The organism is Cellulosimicrobium sp. I38E (genome assembly GCF_001647255.1).
GTDB classification, from domain to species: domain Bacteria; phylum Actinomycetota; class Actinomycetes; order Actinomycetales; family Cellulomonadaceae; genus Cellulosimicrobium; species Cellulosimicrobium cellulans_E.
Window position 1 is genome coordinate 17225 of the sequence record NZ_LUAZ01000032.1, and the last position, 15503, is coordinate 32727.

General features: G+C 76.1%; 19 protein-coding genes. 10 read left to right on the forward strand and 9 right to left on the reverse strand.

The features are described 5' to 3' along the window. Window positions 1-136: 136 nt before the first annotated feature. From A0J59_RS11725 to A0J59_RS21610, 3 genes are read right to left on the reverse strand one after another with little or no spacing between them, the layout of a single operon-like run. On the reverse strand, window positions 137-760 hold the full coding sequence (locus A0J59_RS11725) for a DUF3618 domain-containing protein (RefSeq protein WP_047233259.1): 624 nt from the start codon (window positions 758-760) through the stop codon (window positions 137-139). After that, complete coding sequence (locus tag A0J59_RS11730; protein ID WP_064316226.1) at window positions 757-1269, reverse strand: phage holin family protein; 513 nt, start codon at window positions 1267-1269, stop codon at window positions 757-759. The genes A0J59_RS11725 and A0J59_RS11730 overlap by 4 nt, the downstream gene beginning before the upstream one ends. Next, a complete protein-coding gene (locus A0J59_RS21610; RefSeq protein ID WP_064316206.1) occupies window positions 1253-2191 on the reverse strand; it encodes a hypothetical protein in 939 nt (312 codons plus the stop codon). The genes A0J59_RS11730 and A0J59_RS21610 overlap by 17 nt, the downstream gene beginning before the upstream one ends. A 271-nt stretch (window positions 2192-2462) precedes the next feature. Here A0J59_RS21610 and A0J59_RS11740 point away from each other — a divergent pair, with 271 nt between their 5' ends. The 4 genes from A0J59_RS11740 (at window position 2463) to A0J59_RS11755 (ending at window position 5297) form a co-directional block, all read left to right on the forward strand. Continuing rightward, a complete protein-coding gene (locus A0J59_RS11740) occupies window positions 2463-2720 on the forward strand; it encodes a hypothetical protein (protein WP_047233301.1) in 258 nt (85 codons plus the stop codon). 117 nt (window positions 2721-2837) lie between these two features. Beyond that, on the forward strand, window positions 2838-4046 hold the full coding sequence (locus A0J59_RS11745; protein WP_082918967.1) for an iron-containing redox enzyme family protein: 1209 nt from the start codon (window positions 2838-2840) through the stop codon (window positions 4044-4046). Beyond that, window positions 4039-5040: a glycosyltransferase gene (locus A0J59_RS11750; RefSeq protein WP_064316228.1), complete on the forward strand. Its 1002-nt coding sequence runs from the start codon at window positions 4039-4041 to the stop codon at window positions 5038-5040. The genes A0J59_RS11745 and A0J59_RS11750 overlap by 8 nt, the downstream gene beginning before the upstream one ends. Continuing rightward, window positions 5037-5297, forward strand: coding sequence for a CDGSH iron-sulfur domain-containing protein (locus tag A0J59_RS11755; protein ID WP_172820051.1), 261 nt, complete (start codon window positions 5037-5039; stop codon window positions 5295-5297). The genes A0J59_RS11750 and A0J59_RS11755 overlap by 4 nt, the downstream gene beginning before the upstream one ends. On the opposite strand, the gene A0J59_RS11760 is transcribed toward A0J59_RS11755, so the two are convergent. Then, window positions 5237-6076, reverse strand: a complete 840-nt coding sequence (locus A0J59_RS11760; protein WP_047233260.1) for an SDR family oxidoreductase — start codon at window positions 6074-6076, stop codon at window positions 5237-5239. The genes A0J59_RS11755 and A0J59_RS11760 overlap by 61 nt on opposite strands. Next, a complete protein-coding gene (locus A0J59_RS11765) occupies window positions 6073-6675 on the reverse strand; it encodes a DUF2231 domain-containing protein (protein ID WP_064316207.1) in 603 nt (200 codons plus the stop codon). Before A0J59_RS11765 ends, A0J59_RS11760 begins: the two co-directional genes overlap by 4 nt. Window positions 6676-7025: 350 nt before the next feature. On the opposite strand from A0J59_RS11765, the gene A0J59_RS11770 reads away from it, so the two are divergent. The 4 genes from A0J59_RS11770 (at window position 7026) to A0J59_RS11785 (ending at window position 10552) form a co-directional block, all read left to right on the forward strand. Further along, window positions 7026-7679 carry a PAS and ANTAR domain-containing protein gene (locus A0J59_RS11770; protein ID WP_064316229.1) on the forward strand — a complete coding sequence of 218 codons (654 nt, stop codon included), beginning with the start codon at window positions 7026-7028 and terminating at the stop codon, window positions 7677-7679. A gap of 156 nt (window positions 7680-7835) precedes the next feature. Then, complete coding sequence (locus tag A0J59_RS11775; protein ID WP_064316230.1) at window positions 7836-8717, forward strand: manganese catalase family protein; 882 nt, start codon at window positions 7836-7838, stop codon at window positions 8715-8717. Window positions 8718-8729: 12 nt separating this feature from the next. Then, complete coding sequence (locus tag A0J59_RS11780; RefSeq protein WP_064316208.1) at window positions 8730-9200, forward strand: DUF4383 domain-containing protein; 471 nt, start codon at window positions 8730-8732, stop codon at window positions 9198-9200. After that, window positions 9197-10552 carry a cytochrome P450 gene (locus A0J59_RS11785; RefSeq protein ID WP_064316209.1) on the forward strand — a complete coding sequence of 452 codons (1356 nt, stop codon included), beginning with the start codon at window positions 9197-9199 and terminating at the stop codon, window positions 10550-10552. Before A0J59_RS11780 ends, A0J59_RS11785 begins: the two co-directional genes overlap by 4 nt. 57 nt (window positions 10553-10609) lie before the next feature. Here the strand turns inward: A0J59_RS11785 and A0J59_RS11790 are convergent, their stop codons facing one another. After that, complete coding sequence (locus A0J59_RS11790) at window positions 10610-10792, reverse strand: hypothetical protein (protein WP_047233265.1); 183 nt, start codon at window positions 10790-10792, stop codon at window positions 10610-10612. 222 nt (window positions 10793-11014) lie between these two features. Between A0J59_RS11790 and A0J59_RS11795 the strand changes: the two genes are divergently transcribed. Further along, window positions 11015-11449 (forward strand): DUF6098 family protein, encoded by a 435-nt coding sequence (locus A0J59_RS11795; RefSeq protein WP_064316210.1) that lies wholly within the window; start codon window positions 11015-11017, stop codon window positions 11447-11449. A gap of 10 nt (window positions 11450-11459) precedes the next feature. Here the strand turns inward: A0J59_RS11795 and A0J59_RS11800 are convergent, their stop codons facing one another. Continuing rightward, window positions 11460-12122, reverse strand: coding sequence for an ANTAR domain-containing protein (locus tag A0J59_RS11800; RefSeq protein WP_047233267.1), 663 nt, complete (start codon window positions 12120-12122; stop codon window positions 11460-11462). Window positions 12123-12262: 140 nt separating this feature from the next. On the opposite strand from A0J59_RS11800, the gene A0J59_RS11805 reads away from it, so the two are divergent. Next, window positions 12263-12700: an SRPBCC family protein gene (locus A0J59_RS11805; protein WP_064316211.1), complete on the forward strand. Its 438-nt coding sequence runs from the start codon at window positions 12263-12265 to the stop codon at window positions 12698-12700. A gap of 9 nt (window positions 12701-12709) precedes the next feature. On the opposite strand, the gene A0J59_RS11810 is transcribed toward A0J59_RS11805, so the two are convergent. After that, window positions 12710-14308, reverse strand: a complete 1599-nt coding sequence (locus tag A0J59_RS11810; protein WP_255365165.1) for an NAD(P)/FAD-dependent oxidoreductase — start codon at window positions 14306-14308, stop codon at window positions 12710-12712. After that, window positions 14299-15492 (reverse strand): zinc-dependent alcohol dehydrogenase, encoded by a 1194-nt coding sequence (locus tag A0J59_RS11815; protein WP_064316212.1) that lies wholly within the window; start codon window positions 15490-15492, stop codon window positions 14299-14301. Before A0J59_RS11815 ends, A0J59_RS11810 begins: the two co-directional genes overlap by 10 nt. Window positions 15493-15503 lie beyond the last annotated feature (11 nt).

Genomic DNA, 15503 nt, shown 5'->3' on the forward strand with positions numbered 1-15503 from the left:
CGCAGGTCTGACGCACGGCTGAGGCCGGGTGAGGCGGACGTCCGACGCCGCCTCACCCGGCTTCTGGCCGGCTCCGCACGGACGACGGCCCGGGAGACGAGATCTCGTCTCCCGGGCCGTCGCGGTGCGTCGGGCCTCAGCCCTCCTTGACCTGGTCGCGGACGTCGGCCGCGGCCTCCTTGCCGTGCTGACCCACGGACTGCGCCGCGTCCTTCGCGGCGTCGCGGACGGCCTCCGCGCCCTCCTTCGCGGGCTCCTTGAGGTCCTGCACGACCTCCTGCGCCGTCGACTTCACGTCCTCGACGAGCGGTGCGGCCTTCTCCTTGACCCCGACGGCGGCACGCTGCTCGGTGCGGGTCGAGGGGAGGAGCGAGGCGACGACGAGGCCGACGCCGAACGCGACGAGGCCCACCGCGAGCGGGTTGCCCTGCGTCTGCTCGCGGACCGCGCGCGGCGCGGAGCCGACGGTCTCGGCGACCGACGACGCGGTGCTGCGCGCCGAGTCGGCGACCGACGACGCCGCCTCGCGGCCGCGCTCGGCGACGCCGTGCGACGAGTCGCGCGCCGAGTCCACCGTGTCGTGCGCGGTGCCCATGACCCGGTCCTTGACGCTCGTCACGCCGGTCCGCACGCGGTCCACCTGGCGCCGCGCGACGTTGCCGGGCTTGACCTTCTCCCCGAGCGCGTCGACGTCCCGGCTCAGCTCGGTGCGCGTGCGCTCGATGTCGGCGCGGATCTCCTCGGGATCGGTGCTGCTCATGAGTTCATCTCCTCGTGTCCTCGGACGGCGTTCGGGATCTTCTTGAGGGTGTCCGTCGTCTCGGGCATGCCCTCGACGGTGCGCAGCTCCTTGCGTCCGCGCGCCACGAGGACCGCGGCGACGATCGCCCAGATCGCGGCGACGACGAGCGCAGACCATCCGCGGCCCATGACGGCGCCGAGCGCCCACCACAGCGCGACGGAGAGGAACAGCAGGACCATGTGTCCCGCGACCCCGGCGCCGGCGAGCATCCCGGCGCCCTTCCCGGCGCGCTGCGCCGACTGCTTCGCCTCTGCCTTGGCGAGCTCGACCTCCTGCCGCATGAGGGTGGACAGGTCGCGGCTCACCTCGGCGACGAGCTCGCCGAGGCTCGGCTGCTCGCCGGTCCCCGTCGGGCCGGCCGCTCCCGCGGCGGTCGCCGGGGCGGGCGGGGCGCCCGGGTCGGGCCCGCTGCCCGCCGTGTGCCGGGCGGTGTGCGCCGCGGCGAACGGGTCAGGGGTGTAGGACATCAGGGCCACCTCCCGGTCGGGCGGCGCCCGCGCCGGGCGTCGTCGGCGGGAACGTCGGCGGCGTCGGGTCCCCCTCCGCCGAGGTCGCGACGTCCGGGTCCTGGGCGAGCCGGTCGTTCGCGAGGCCCGGGTACGCCCCGGCGGTCCCGATGTCGGGCTCGCCGCGCGTCCCCGTCGTCCCGCCCGTGCCGGTCGTGCCTGTGCCGCTCGTGCCCGTCGAACCGCCCACGCCCGTGGTTCCCGTGGTCCCGGTGAGGCCCGTGGTGCCGGTCGTCCCGGTCAGCCCCGCGCTGCCGGTCGACGTCCCGACCGGGGCGGCGTGCGCGCCGCGTGTCCCCGTCGTGCCGACGCCGGTGGTGTCGTCCGCGCGGTCCTCGCCGGTGTCCGGCGCGTCCTTCATGCCGCGCACGAGCCGCCCGACCAGCAGGCCCGCGCCGGCCGCGAGGAGGAGGAACGTGCCCGGACGACGCCGGGCGAAGCTCTCGACCTCGTGCAGCACGGACGAGGGCTCGCGGTCCTCGAACCACTGCGCCACCTGCCCGGTGGCGTCCCCAGCACGCCGGACCAGGTCGGTCGCGTAACCGGGGTCCTCGGTGCCGTCCGCCATCTGGCGGAGCTCGTCACCGAGGGACCGGAGCCCGCCCGCGAGGCGCTCCTGCTGCGTGCGCGCCTGGTCGGTGAGCTCCGTGCGGGTCTGGTCGACCAGACCGCGTGCGCGGTCCTTCGCCTCGTGCGCGACGTCGCGCGCCTTCTCCTTCGCATCCTGCGCGACGTCGCGACCCGCGTCGCCCACGTGGGACGCGGCCTCGCTCGCGCGCTCCTTCACCCCGGTCGCGGCGCTGCCGCTGTCCCCGGTTCCCTGCGACGTCCCGACACCCGGCGAACCGGGCCCCGAGCCGTACGGCACGTTCGTCTCGCTCATGGTCGGACTCCCGTCGTCGTCGCCGCGCTGGTGCGGCGTGACTGGCGACGGAGCGCAGGCCGTGCCGGGCTCTCGCTCCGCCGGTACGGCCACTTCCTGGACCACTTCTCACGGTAGGTCGTGGTCGCGCGCACACAACCGGAGAGCACCCCGGCCCGCGGTTGCGAGCGACGACAGCCTTGCGACGGTGGGAGTGGTCGAGCAGCCGGCCGCCACCGTGCCGGGCGCCGCCCGGCAGCACGGCGCCCCCGGGCGCAGGAGGTTTGCGATCATGGCCACAGGAGAGACCGGGTTCGACGACGTCACGTTCGACCTCATCTCGGTGCAGTACCACTCGCTCAAGGCCGGGCACGACTACGGCCAGTACGTGCGGGACGCACGCAACGCGGGCAAGGAGGAGATCGCCACCTTCTTCGAGAAGGTCATGGCGGAGGACTCCGAGCGGGCCCAGCAGTGCCACCGTTTCCTCGCCGAGCTCACGCAGCACGGGACGTCCGCCACGTCGCCGCAGGGCTCCCAGCAGGGCTGACGCCGCGCGGCGCCGCTCGCGAGCAGCGTCTCGGCTCGCGAGCGGAGCCGACCGTGGGGACCATGGCGGTGGTGTCGAGCAGGGGCGCCGTCCGCGCGAGCGCGAGGAGCCCCCAGCATGACCTCCACCGTCGTCCCCGCCCAGGTCCAGGACGCCGCAGCGACGTCCCCGACCGCCCCGGCAGCGAGCGACCCCGTCCCCGGCGCCCCCGCGGCGCCGGGAACGGGTCGGCTCCCGCTGCCGCGACCGCGCGGACCGCTGACCGCAGCCCTCCTCGAGGTGCTCGTCGCCGGTCCGCCCGGGGCCGACGCGGACGAGCGGCTCCGCCAGGTCCGCGACGCCGTCGGCCCCGCGCTGGACGCGGCCGCGACGCACGTCCTGCGCGACGACGACGTCCAGCTCGCGCTCGCGGTCCTCTACGAGCTGCACTACCGCGGGGTGCACGGCGTCGACGACGCGTGGGAGTGGGAGCCGGCGCTGCTCGCCGTCCGCGCGAGGCTCGAGGACCCGTTCGAGGCCGCGGTGCGCGAGCGCGCCGGCCGGCCCGCCTGCGCGGAGACGGACGCCGCGGGCGTGGCGCGGCGGCTCTTCGAGCTCGCCGCCGAGGACGACGGCCCGAGCCTGTCGCGCTACGTCGCCAAGCGCGCGGACGCCGAGCAGGCGCGCGAGCTCCTGGCGCTCAAGTCGCTCTACCAGCTCAAGGAGGCCGACCCGCACACGTGGGCCGTGCCCCGGCTCGCCGGGACGCCCAAGGCCGCGCTCGTCGAGATCCAGGCCGACGAGTACGGCGGCGGGCGACCCGGCCGGATGCACGCGGAGCTGTTCGCGCGCGCGATGCGCGGCGTCGGGCTCGACGACACCTACGGGCGCTACGTCGACGCCGTGCCCGCGGTGGCCCTCGCGGCGGTCAACACCATGTCGCTGTTCGGCCTGCACCGTCGGCTGCGGGGCGCGATCGTCGGGCACCTCGCCGCGTTCGAGATGACGTCGTCGGTGCCGAGTCGCCTGTACGGCAACGGGTTCCGGCGCCTCGGCCACGACGCGGACACCACCTGGTACTTCGACGAGCACGTCGAGGCGGACGCGGTCCACGAGCAGATCGCGGCGCGCGACCTGGCCGGTCGCCTCGTCGAGCAGGATCCCACGCTGCGTGACGACGTCCTGCTGGGTGCGGCCGCGTGCCTCGCCGTCGAGGGCGACGTCGCCGCGCACGCGCTCGAGCGCTGGCAGGCGGGGGAGTCGGCGCTGCGGGCGCCGCTCGAGCCCGTCACGGTGAGCCCGGCGCCGGGGGAACCCGCGGAGGACGGTGACCGCCCGCGTGCCTGACGTGACCTACGTGCTCCCGCTGCGCCGCGACCGGTTCGACGAGCGTGCGACGGCCGAGCTGTCGCGGTACCTGGCGGACCTCCCGGGCCGCGCGGAGGTCGTCGTGGCCGACGGCTCGCCCGCCCCGGTGCGTGCGCGCCACACCGCGTCGTGGCCCGACGCCGCCCGGACGGTCGCCGTCCCCGCGCCGCCGCCCGGGTGCAACGGCAAGGTCGTCGGCGTGCTCGCCGCGCTGGCCACGGTGTCCACCGCGCACGTCGTCCTCGCGGACGACGACGTGCGGTGGGACGCCGCGACGCTCGACCGGGCGCTCGCGGCGCTCGACGACGCCGACGTCGTCGTGCCGCAGAACGTGTTCGACCCGGCGCCGTGGCACGCGCGCTGGGACACCGCACGCTCGCTCGTGAACCGGGCGCTCGGCCACGACTGGGCGGGCACGGTGGTGCTGCGGCGCGACGCTCTCGGGCCGGACGGGTACGACGCGTGCGTGCTGTTCGAGAACCTCGAGCTCGAGCGGACCGTGCTGGCCCGGGGCCGACGGGTCGAGCACCGGCCGGACCTCTTCGTCGTGCGTCGGCCGCCCGGGGTGCGCACCTTCCGGGAGCAGCGCGTGCGGCAGGCGTACGACTCGCACGCACAGCCCGCGCGGCTCGTCGCCGAGCTCGCGCTCGCCCCGCTCCTCGCCGCGTGCGTCGTCGGGGCGACGCGCTCCGACGGCGCCCGGCGCGCGGCGTGGACGGCCGTGGTCGTCCTCGTGCTCGGGAGCGCGGTCCTCCTCGCCGAGGTGGGGCGGCGCACCGCGGGAGGAGCCGCCGTCTGGCCCCCGACGGCCGCCCTGTGGGCGCCCGCGTGGCTGCTGGAGCGCGCGGTGTGCGCGTGGGTCGCCCTCGGGTGGCGGCTGCGCGGGGGAGTGCCCTATCGCGGGACACGGATCCGCTGCGCCGCCCACTCGCTGGCGGAGCTGCGCGGTGCCACCGGGGAGGAGCCGCGGTGACGGGGGAGCTGCGCGTCCGCGCCGAGGAGGTCGTCGTGACGGCCTGCCCCGACGGCCCGCTGCTCGTCCGCGGTCCCGCCCGCCTCGTCGACCAGGAGGGGAACGAGATCGAGCGGCACCGCGCGACCGTCGCGCTGTGCCGGTGCGGCGGCACGGCGATCCCGCCGTGGTGCGACGGGACGCACAAGGTCAACGGCTATCGCAGCGGGGACGGCGACGGGCGCTCCACGGCGAGCGAGGCCGGGACCGGCGCGTAGAACCAGCCGTGGAACGCGGCCCGCGCGGGCTGCGGCAGCACGCGCGCGGCGGCCAGCATCACGCCGCCCTGGACGCCCGTCACGACCTCGGGCCGACCGAGCAGGAGCGCGTCCACCGCGCGCCGCGCCACGGCGGCAGGTCGGGGCTTGGGCAGGCGGCCGACGTGGGTGCGCTCCATCCCCGCCTCGCGGAAGAACGGCGTGCGCGTCGGGCCCGGCAGGAGCGCCGTGACCGTGACGCCCGTCCCGGCGAGCTCGCCCCGCAGGGACCACGCGAACGAGCGCAGGAACGCCTTCGAGGCGGCGTACGCCGCGAAGTGCGGGGCGGGCATCTCGCCGGCGACGGACGAGGTGACGAGGATCCGGCCGCGCCCTTCCGCCAGGAGGTCGGGCAGGAGCAGGTGGGTCAGGTGCGCCACCGAGCGCACGTTGAGGTCGAGGAGCCGCAGCTGGTCCTCGAGCGGGGTGCGCGCGAACGCGCCGTGCACGCCGACCCCCGCGTTGAGGACGGCGGTCGAGACGCCGAGCTCGCGCGCGCGCCGGGCGGTCGCCTCGACCCCGCGGGGCGTCGCCAGGTCGACCGTGAGCCCCTCGTGCGCGCCGCCGTGCGCGGAGAGGTCGTGCACCGTGGGCTCGACGTCGCGGTCCGCGACCACGAGCACGTCGTTCCCCCGGCGCGCGAGCTCGACCGCGAGCGCGCGCCCGATCCCGCTCGTCGCGCCGGTCACGAGGGCGGCACCGCGGTCCGCCGGCGGTCGCGCGCGTCGTGGGGCGGTCACGGCAGGTCCGGGGCGTCGTCGTCGCCGAGCGCGACCTCCGCGGGCGGCTCCCGCAGCGCCTGGGCGAGGTGCCCGCCCAGGAACGCGCTCGCGCCGGCGACGGCGTAGCCGAGCATCGAGACCGCGACCCCGGACCGGTGCCGCCCGCCGCGGCGCAGGAGCCACGACGTGCCGTAGAGCAGCGAGACGCCCGTGTTGAGGACTGCGTGCACGGCGCCGACGCGGCGGGCGCGCCGGTCGACGTCGAGGTAGTCGGCGAGCCCGGTGAGGGCGGTCGGCGCGACGGCCAGCACGCCGAGCCCGACGAGCCGCTGCGCCGCCGGGGCGCTCCGTTCGCCCCCGACGAGGTCGAGCACGGCCGCGCTGGTCCACAGGCCGACCGGGACGTCGGTCAGGGTCGCGTGGAGCGCGTGGCCCAGCGAGCGGCCGTGCAGCTCCTCGCGCACGCGACCGTGGGAGGGGACGACGGCGAGCGCGACGCCACGAACGGTGCTCGAGAGGTCGTCGAGCGCGGTCGCGTCCTCGAGCCGCCGCGCGAGGCGCAGGAGGACGGGGGAGTCCGCGTCGTCGTGGGTGCCGGTGCTGCGGGAATCGGACATGGGCGCTCCTCGGGTCGTCGCGCTCCCGTTCTCGAAGCCTGGCCTCGACCGTAGGCACGATCGCCCGCGCTCGCGCGGGCGCACGAGGCCCCGGACGCACGTCGCCCTCGTCCTGGCGGGCCGGGACGAGGGCGGTCGCCGCGGGGCAGGCGTGCGGCGGTCTTCTTCACCGGCTGCCGTGCGACGGGCACCACGCTAGGGTCTCGGGCCGCCCGCCGCGCTCCGGCGGCGGGTGAACTTCCGCGCGCCACGCGGGCCGGCTCGCCCTGCGCTCCGGGCCCGCGCGGGCTAGGGTCGTCGCTCCGGGTCAGGACGTGGCTCGCGACCGTCTCGTCGACGAGGCAGGCACCATGAGCACCGACCACGACCAGAAGCGCGCCCGCGCGCTGCCGGACGACCGCCGTCTCGGCGAGTACCGCTACGACCTCGTCCGCGAGGAGTGGTGGTGGTCCCCGGACATGTTCGCGCTCCACGGGTTCGCGCCCGGCGAGGTCGTGCCGACGACGGCCCTCGCCCTCGCGCACAAGCACCCCGACGACCTCGACCGCGCGACCCGGGTGCTCGAGGCGGCGACGACCGGCGGCACGCCGTTCTCCCTCCCGCACCGGATCCTCTGCGCGAACGGGAGCGAACGCACCGTCGTCGCGACCGGCCAGGTGCGACGGGATCCCGCGACGGGGGCGGTCGTGGAGCTGAGCGGTTGGGCGGCCGACGTCACGGCGTACGTCGGAAGCCGCGCGGCGGAGGAGGCCGGCGCGCAGATCCGTGCGGCGGCGCAGACCCGCGGCACGATCGAGCAGGCCAAGGGCATGATCATGCTCGCCGTCGGGGTGGGCGCCGACGAGGCGTTCGCGCTGCTGCGCCGCACCTCGAACGACCGCAACGTCGCCGTGCGCACGCTCGCGGAGCTCGTCGTGCGCGCGGGGGAGGACTCGCCTGCCGACGCGCGGGCCGCGATCGTCGCGGTCCTGCGCCGCCCGACGCCCGGCGCACGGGTCGCCTGAGCGACCGCCGGCCCGGGGGGCGGCGCGTCCCCAGATGCGACCGGGCCGGGGCCGCTCCACGCTGGACGAACGCTCGACGCGTCGAGAACGGGGCGCGTGCCGTGGTCCTCCCGCGCACGCCGTGCGGAGGGGGCCGACCTCCCCGAGGGAGAGACCATGTTCTTCCACCGTCAAGAGCTCCAGCACCGTGCTACGCCCGACCGTCCGGACGCCGTCTACGCCCGCAAGCTCCAGGAGGTGCTGGGCGGGCAGTACGGCGAGATCACCGTCGCGATGCAGTACGGCTTCCAGTCCTGGAACACCCACCTCCCCGGCAAGTACCGCGACCTGCTCTACGGCATCGGCGCCGAGGAGTTCGGGCACGTCGAGATGCTGGCGACGATGATCGCGCAGCTCCTGGAGAAGGCGCCCGTCGGCCTGGTCGAGGGCGCCGTGCAGGACGACCCGACCGTGGCCGCGATCGTCGGCGGCACGGACCCGCAGCAGGCGATCGTGGCGGGCGCGGGCGCCCGCCCGGTCGACTCGAACGGGAACCCGTGGTCGGCGGGCTACGTGACCGCGAGCGGCAACCTGCTCGCCGACTTCACGGCGAACGCGAACGCCGAGATGCAGGGCCGGCTCCAGGTCGCCCGGCTCTACCACATGACCGACGACGCGGGCGTCAAGGACCTCCTCGCGTTCCTGCTCGCGCGCGACACCATGCACCAGAACCAGTGGCTCGCGGCCGCTCAGGAGCTGCGGGACGAGGGCGTCGAGGAGCTGCCCGTGCCCAGCACGTTCCCGCTCTCGAAGGAGGACCGCGACGTGGCGTACCAGTACATCAACTTCTCCGACGGCGAGCACGCGTCCGAGGGACGCTGGGCGAGCGGCCCGACCCCGGACGGCAAGGGCGAGTTCACCTACGTCGCCGAGCCCCCGGCGGGCGTCCCGATGCCGCCGCCCACGACGCCCGACGAGCGGTTCCACGGCACGACGGGCAAGCCGTCGACGCTCGAGAAGGCCAAGGGCGCCGTCAAGGACGCCCTGCACAAGGACTGAGAGGAGTCCGTCATGACCGCCGCATCCGCACCCCGGAGCGTCGCGCGGGACCGCCCCGCGCGGGGCGCCCACCAGTACCTGGCCCTCGTCATCGGTGTCGTCTACCTGCTCGTGGGCGTCGTCGGGTTCGCGATCACGGGCTTCGACGGGTGGACCGTGCACGACCACTCGCAGACGCTCCTCGTCTTCGCGATCAACCCGCTGCACAACGTGGTCCATCTCGTCATCGGCCTGCTCGGCGTGCTCCTGTGGAGCCGGTCGGCCAGCGCCCGGACGTACGGCTGGATCCTCGCGATCGGCTACGGGGCCGCGTTCGTCTACGGGCTGATCGTGGTCAACAACGCTGAGGCCAACGTCCTCAACATCAACGGCGCGGACAACGTGCTGCACGCGGTGAGCGCGGCCGCCGGCCTCGCGATCGCCCTGTGGCCCGCGCGTCACGAGACCGGCCCGGTGGCGCCGACCACCCGGACGGGCGTATGACCGACACGCCGGTCGACCTCACGGTGAACGAGACCGGGCGCGTCCTGCGGGACGTGCTCGGTCCGCTCGTCGCGCAGGGCGCCATCGTGCGCCGACCTCGCGCGACCGCGTGGGCGGAGCGGCGCCAGGTGGACCGCACGGCCCGCCGTCTGCTGGACCGTCTGCGCGCCCGGTACCACGGGGCGCCGCTCGTGGTCCGGCTCGGTGCACGTCGGCTCGTCCTGGCCACCCGGCCCGAGCACGTCGAGCGGATCCTCGCCGGGTCGCCCGAGCCGTTCACCCCGGCGTCGTGGGAGAAGCGGGGCGCGCTCGCGCACTTCCAGCCCGACGGCGTCCTCATCTCGTCGCTCGACGCCCGACGAGAGCGACGCCCGTACAACGAGGCGGTGCTCGACATGTCCGAGCCCGTGCACCACGACGGCGGCGCGCTGGTGGCTGCGGTCGAACGGGAGACGCGCGACCTCGTCGCCGCCGTCGAGGCGTCGGGGCGGCTCGACTGGGAGACGTTCGCCGCGTCGTGGTGGCGCGTGGTGCGGACGGTGGTCCTCGGCCGCGCCGCCCGGGACGACGAGCGGCTCGTCGTGATGCTCGACGCGCTGCGGCGCGACGGGAACTGGTCCTGGTTCCGACCCCGCCGCCCGTGGCTCCGGGCGGCCCTGGAACGACGGGTCGCCGAGCACGTCGCCGTGGCCGAGCCGGGGACGCTCGCCGCGCGTGGTCGCGACGCGGGCGGTGCGGACGCGGTGCGTGGGCAGATCCCGCACTGGCTCTTCGCGTTCGACGCCGCGGGCGCCGCGACCTTCCGGGCGCTTGCCGTGGCCTCGGCGCGGCCCGCCGTGCGCGTGCGGCTGCTCGCCGAGCGGGCGACCGCCGGGCCCGGCCCGGCCGTGCTGCCGTTCGCGCGCGGGTGCGTGCTGGAGTCGGTCCGTCTCTGGCCGACGACGCTCGCGATCCTGCGCGACGCGACGTCGCCGGTGCGCTGGGGCGCTCGCGTCCTCCCGGCGGGGACCGGGTTCGTCGTCCTGAGCGCCTGGTTCCACCGGGACGCGAACCGTCTCCCGTTCGCCGACGCGTTCACCCCCGAGGCGTGGCTCGACGGCCGGGCCGACGCCGACTGGGGGCTCGTCCCGTTCAGCGGCGGCCCCGTGTCGTGCCCGGGCCGCAACGTCGTGCTCCTGCTGGCGTCGCACACGCTCGCGCGCCTCGCGCGCCTCGACCTCGCGGTCGGGCGGGGTCGCTACCTCGCGCAGGACCCGCTCCCGCCGACGATGGACCACCTGGGCCTGCGGTTCGGGCTGCGCGGCGAGACTGCTCGGAGCGAGGCCGAGCTGCCTGCCTCCACGGCGGCGTAGGCGGTCGCACGACGAGGGCCCGGGTGCGCCGCGCCCGGGCCCTCGTCCTGCCGTGCGTCAGGAGTCGCCGGATGCCTCGCCGCCGGTGCGCGGGTTGACGTTCCCGGGCTCGGAGTCGGGGTCGGTGTCGTGGTCCGACCCCGAGCCGCTCGCCTGGCGCCCCTCGCGAGGGTTGAGCGATCGGGGGTCGGCGTCGGGGTCCTCGGCGGGGTCGTAGCCGCGCTCGTCGTTCTCGCTCATGTCGGCCTCCTCGGTCGGTGCTCGATGCTCGGACCGCGCCCGGGCGGCGCGGTCCTGCCACCGTCGCACGGCGCCGCGACGCTCGCAGGCCCCCAGGGTGCCTGCACAGCCGGGCGCTCGTAACCTGGCGGGGACGGACGCGGTCCCGGGTGGGCGGACGCCGTCACGGCGAGTCGAGAAAGGGGCCGACCGGCACGCAGCCACGCTTGTCAGGAGGTCCCGATGCCCCAGGAGACGAGCGCGCTCGACGCCTTGCCCCGCCTGCGGAGCCTGGCGGAGGTCGCCGAGCTCGTCGCGGTCGTGAACCCCCTCTACGTGCGGTTCAGCGGCGGACCCGACAAGGACCGGTCGACCGTGAGCCGTGACCACGAGAGCGGCTGCCTGCTGCCGGGCCTGAGCGTCAACCCGATGAACCCCGAGCCGTGGTGGGACCGCCCCGTCGAGCACTGGGTCGCGCGCCAGCTCTGCCAGTACGCCCACCTCATGACGCCCGAGCGCTTCCCGTGGCTGCTCACGGGTGAGGTCGCGGGGCGTGGGCCCGACTGCGAGCCGCTCCTCGTGGACGTCGTGCCCGCGGCGTCGGTGGACCCGCTGGTGGTCGAGGAGGCCGGACGCCTCTACGGCGCGGTGTTCCGCGCGGGCGACGACGGGACGTGACGCGAGCCCCTCAGGCGCCCCGCTCGTCCTCGGAGGGGTCCGACACGACGAGCGCACGCAGCAGCTGCTCCGCCACCTCGCGCTGGCTCACGTTGCGGTGCCGCGAGGCGGAGTCGATGATGCGGCGCGCCTCGTCGGCGGAGCACTGGTTCGTCTGCATGATCGCGCCGACGGCGCGCTCCGTGGCGACGGCGTCCGACATGTCGCGGTAGAACCCCGCGGTCGAGTCCTCGAGCTCCGCGAGCTCGAGGCGCAGGCGCACCGCCGAGGCGACCAGCTGGGCGAACGAGTCGGCCGCGGTGAGGAGCTCGGGGGTCCAGGGGTCGGGGGTGCGGGAGTAGAGGTTGAGCGCGACGGCGACGTCGTCCGCGACGGCGGCGGGAACCGCCGCGGCGGAGACGTAGCCCTCCGCGCGGGCCTGGCGCGACCACTGCTCCCAGTGCGTGGCCTCCTCCACCGAGACGACGAGCCGCGAGCCGGCGTCCATCGCGTCGACGCACGGACCGGCGTCGTCCAGCGCCTCGGCCTGGTCGCACCGCGCGGCGGCGTCGCTGCTGCTGCCGGCCCGCACGCTGACGCCGGCCTGGCGCATCGTGACGCTGACCTCGAGGCCGTGGTCGAGGATCGTCGCGGCGCGCTCCGCGAACTCCTGCGGAAAGCTGGCGATGCCCATGGCGGCGAGCCCCTTCCTGAGGGTCGTCCTCGCGTCGTCGCGAGGACTCTTCACGCTACGTCGGACGGCGTGAGCTCGCGCGCACCCGCGCCCCGACCGCGAGCGGTTGCCAGTGCCGGGCACCGGACTAGCGTCGCCTCATGGTGACCGTCACACGAGCCGTCGGATGCCCCTCGGACGCGGTGCTCGGCGTGCTCGCGGACGGGTGGTCGTACTCGACGTGGGTCGTCGGGACGGCACGCATCCGTGCCGTCGACGACACCTGGCCCGCGCCCGGGTCGAGGATCCTCCACTCGGTCGGGCTCTGGCCCGCGCTGCTCGACGACGAGACCGTCGTCCGCGCCTGGGACCCGGACCGGGGGATCGACCTCCAGGCCCGGGGCTGGCCCGCGGGCGAGGCACGGGTGCGGATCGACGTGCGCCCGACCGAGCAGGGCTGCACCGTGCGGATCACGGAGGACGCCGAGAAGGGGCCCGGCACGCTCGTGCCCCGACCGGTGCGGAGCGCGGTGATCGGCCCCCGGAACGTCGAGGCCCTGCGGCGGCTCGCGTTCCTCGCGGAGCGCCGGACCCCGTAGCGGGTCGGGTCAGGGGTCGCGCAGCAGCCGTGCCCAGGCGGTGCGCACGAGCGCGCGGCGCAGGGCCCCGCGCGGTCCGGCGGCGGCGAGCGCAGCGCGCGCCGCGTTCCACCCGCACGCGCCGTGCACGCCGCCGCCCGGGTGGGCGGACGCGCTCGCGAGGTAGAGCGACGCGACCGGCGTCTCCGGCCGGCCGAGGCCGGGGGTCGGCCGCAGGAACAGCTCCTGGTGCACGGCGGACGTCCCGCCGTTGACGGCCCCGCCCGCGAGGTTGGCGTCGGCGGCCTCGAGGTCGGCCGGTGTCTGCACGAAGCGGCCGACCACGGCGTCGGCGAACCCGGGGGCCGCACGCTCGACCGCGTCCTCCACGCGCCGCACCTCCTCCGTGACCGCCTCGCGCGTCCAGCGCACACGGTGCGGCACGTGCGTGTACGCCCAGGCCGACTCGGTCCCGGCGGGGGAGCGCGAGGGGTCCGAGGTCGTCATCTGACCGAGCACGAGGAAGGGCCGCGCGGGGACGACGCCGCGCGAGAGCGCGGCCGCGACGTCGACGAACCCCGCCCGGTCGACGCCGAGGTGCACCGTCCCGGCCGACCGGGCGCCGGGCGCGGTCCAGGGGATCGGCCGGTCGAGCGCCCAGCTCACCTTGACCGTGGGGTGGTCCCACTGGAACCGGTCGAGGTCGCGCACGAGGCGCGGGGGGAGCGCGTCCGGGCCCACGAGGTCGAGGTAGAGCGCGGGAGCGCTCACGTCGGCGACCACGGCGTGGCGGGCCCGCACGTGCCGGCCGTCGGCGGTGCTCACGCCGACCGCCCGTCCTCGCGCCACGTGGACCCGGTCGACGCGCGCCCCGGTGACGACGTCGCCGCCGCGGGCGCGCAGCCGGGAGACGAGCGCGTCCGGGAGCCGCCCGGCGCCGCCGGTCGGGACGGGGAAGCCCACGTCCTGTCCGAGCATGGCGAGCAGCCACCCGAACACGCCGCTGCCGGCGGCGTCGGGCGGGACGTCGGCGTGCATCGCGTTGCCGGTGAGGAGCAGGCCGCCGCCCTCGCCGCGGAACGACTCGTCGGCGAGTCGGCGCACGGGCAGCACGGCGAGGCGCGCGAGGTCGAGCGTCCCTGCCGCCCCCAGGCGGCGCAGCAGGCGCAGCACCGGCCCGGCGGCCGGGAGCGGGCTGAAGAGCGCGTCGAGGAGCGGGTCGCGCACCCGGTCCCAGCCCGCGACGAGCTCGAGCCACGCGTCGCCGTCCCCGGGGGCGAACTCCTCCAGCCCGGCAGCGGTGTCTACGGCGCGCTCGCGCAGGACCGCCGCGCGCCCGTCGTCGAGCACGTGGGCCAGGGCGTCCGGCGCGCGCGACCACGACAGCCCGTGGTCCTCCAGGTGCAGCCCCCGGATGACGGGCGACCCGGCGGCGAGCGGGTAGAACGCGCTGAAGAGGTCCGTCTCGTACCCCGGCGCCGCGACCTCGGCGGAGCGGACCGCGCCGCCGTACGTGTCCTGCGCCTCTAGGACGAGGACGTCCCAGCCGGCGTCCGCGAGCGCGTTCGCGGCGACGAGGCCGTTGGGCCCCGCGCCGACGACGACCGCGTCGACGGTGGTCAGGCCCACGGGTCGAGCACGACCTTGATGCAGCCGTCCTCCTTGCGCTGGAACGTGCGGTACGCGTCCGGCGCGGACTCGAGCGGGAGCCGGTGCGTGCGCAGGTCCAGGACGCCGAGCGGGTCGGAGACGTCGGCGGCGAGGGGGAGGACGTCGTCGGTCCACCGCCGTACGTTCGCCTGGCCCATGCGGAGCGTCACCTGCTTGTCGAACAGCTGCATCATGGGCAGGGGGTCCTTGGCGCCGCCGTAGACGCCCGAGATGGACACCGTGCCGCCGCGGCGCACGAGGTCGAACGCGGTGTAGAGGGCCGCGAGGCGGTCGGTCGCGGCGCGTTCGGTGAGCGGCGCCGCGATCGCGTCGGGCAGGACGCCGACGACCTTCTGCGTGGCCTCGGCGAGAGGAGAGCCGTGCGCCTCCATGCCGACCGCGTCGATGACGGAGTCGGCGCCGCGGCCGGACGTGAGGTCGCGCACCGCCGCGGCGAGGTCGTCGACGGCGGACGGGTCGAGGGTCTCGACGCCGTGCCGCTCCGCCATCGCGCGCCGCTCCGGGACGAGGTCGACGCCCACGACGCGGGACGCCCCGCGGTGGAGCGCGATCCGGCCGGACATCTGCCCGACGGGACCGAGGCCGAGGACCACGACCGTGCCGCCCGGCGGGACGTCGGCGTACTCGACCGCCTGCCACGCGGTCGGCAGGACGTCCGACAGGTAGAGGTAACGCTCGTCCGGCGACCCGTCGTCGGGCACGACGACGGGCCCGTACTGGGCCTGCGGCACGCGCAGGTACTGGGCCTGGCCGCCGGGCACCTGGCCGTAGAGCTTGGTGTACCCGAAGAGCGCGGCGCCCTTGTCCTGCGAGCGGACCTGCGTCGTCTCGCACTGCGTCTGGAGGCCGCGCTCGCACATCCAGCAGTGCCCGCACGCGATGTTGAACGGGATCACGACGCGGTCGCCGACCCGGAGGTTCCCGGCCTCCGGCCCCACCTCCTCGACGACGCCCATCGCCTCGTGGCCGAGGACGTCGCCCGCGTCGAGGAACATCCCGAGCACCCCGTACAGGTGCAGGTCGGAGCCGCAGATCGCGGTCGACGTGACGCGCACGACCGCGTCCGTGGGCTGCTCGATCCGGGGGTCGGGCACGTCCTCGACGCTCACCTTCTCGCGTCCCTGCCAGGTCAGTGCTCGCATGGTGCTGCCGT

What these genes read in the sequence shown, in the direction of transcription:
- A0J59_RS11725 (WP_047233259.1), bottom strand. Translation starts at nt 760, where the DNA reads ATGAGCAGCACCGATCCCGAGGAGATCCGCGCCGACATCGAGCGCACG.
- A0J59_RS11730 (WP_064316226.1), bottom strand. Translation starts at nt 1,269, where the DNA reads ATGTCCTACACCCCTGACCCGTTCGCCGCGGCGCACACCGCCCGGCAC.
- A0J59_RS21610 (WP_064316206.1), bottom strand. Translation starts at nt 2,191, where the DNA reads ATGAGCGAGACGAACGTGCCGTACGGCTCGGGGCCCGGTTCGCCGGGT.
- A0J59_RS11740 (WP_047233301.1), top strand. Translation starts at nt 2,463, where the DNA reads ATGGCCACAGGAGAGACCGGGTTCGACGACGTCACGTTCGACCTCATC.
- A0J59_RS11745 (WP_082918967.1), top strand. Translation starts at nt 2,838, where the DNA reads ATGACCTCCACCGTCGTCCCCGCCCAGGTCCAGGACGCCGCAGCGACG.
- A0J59_RS11765 (WP_064316207.1), bottom strand. Translation starts at nt 6,675, where the DNA reads ATGTCCGATTCCCGCAGCACCGGCACCCACGACGACGCGGACTCCCCC.
- A0J59_RS11770 (WP_064316229.1), top strand. Translation starts at nt 7,026, where the DNA reads ATGAGCACCGACCACGACCAGAAGCGCGCCCGCGCGCTGCCGGACGAC.
- A0J59_RS11775 (WP_064316230.1), top strand. Translation starts at nt 7,836, where the DNA reads ATGTTCTTCCACCGTCAAGAGCTCCAGCACCGTGCTACGCCCGACCGT.
- A0J59_RS11780 (WP_064316208.1), top strand. Translation starts at nt 8,730, where the DNA reads ATGACCGCCGCATCCGCACCCCGGAGCGTCGCGCGGGACCGCCCCGCG.
- A0J59_RS11785 (WP_064316209.1), top strand. Translation starts at nt 9,197, where the DNA reads ATGACCGACACGCCGGTCGACCTCACGGTGAACGAGACCGGGCGCGTC.
- A0J59_RS11790 (WP_047233265.1), bottom strand. Translation starts at nt 10,792, where the DNA reads ATGAGCGAGAACGACGAGCGCGGCTACGACCCCGCCGAGGACCCCGAC.
- A0J59_RS11795 (WP_064316210.1), top strand. Translation starts at nt 11,015, where the DNA reads ATGCCCCAGGAGACGAGCGCGCTCGACGCCTTGCCCCGCCTGCGGAGC.
- A0J59_RS11800 (WP_047233267.1), bottom strand. Translation starts at nt 12,122, where the DNA reads ATGGGCATCGCCAGCTTTCCGCAGGAGTTCGCGGAGCGCGCCGCGACG.
- A0J59_RS11805 (WP_064316211.1), top strand. Translation starts at nt 12,263, where the DNA reads ATGGTGACCGTCACACGAGCCGTCGGATGCCCCTCGGACGCGGTGCTC.
- A0J59_RS11815 (WP_064316212.1), bottom strand. Translation starts at nt 15,492, where the DNA reads ATGCGAGCACTGACCTGGCAGGGACGCGAGAAGGTGAGCGTCGAGGAC.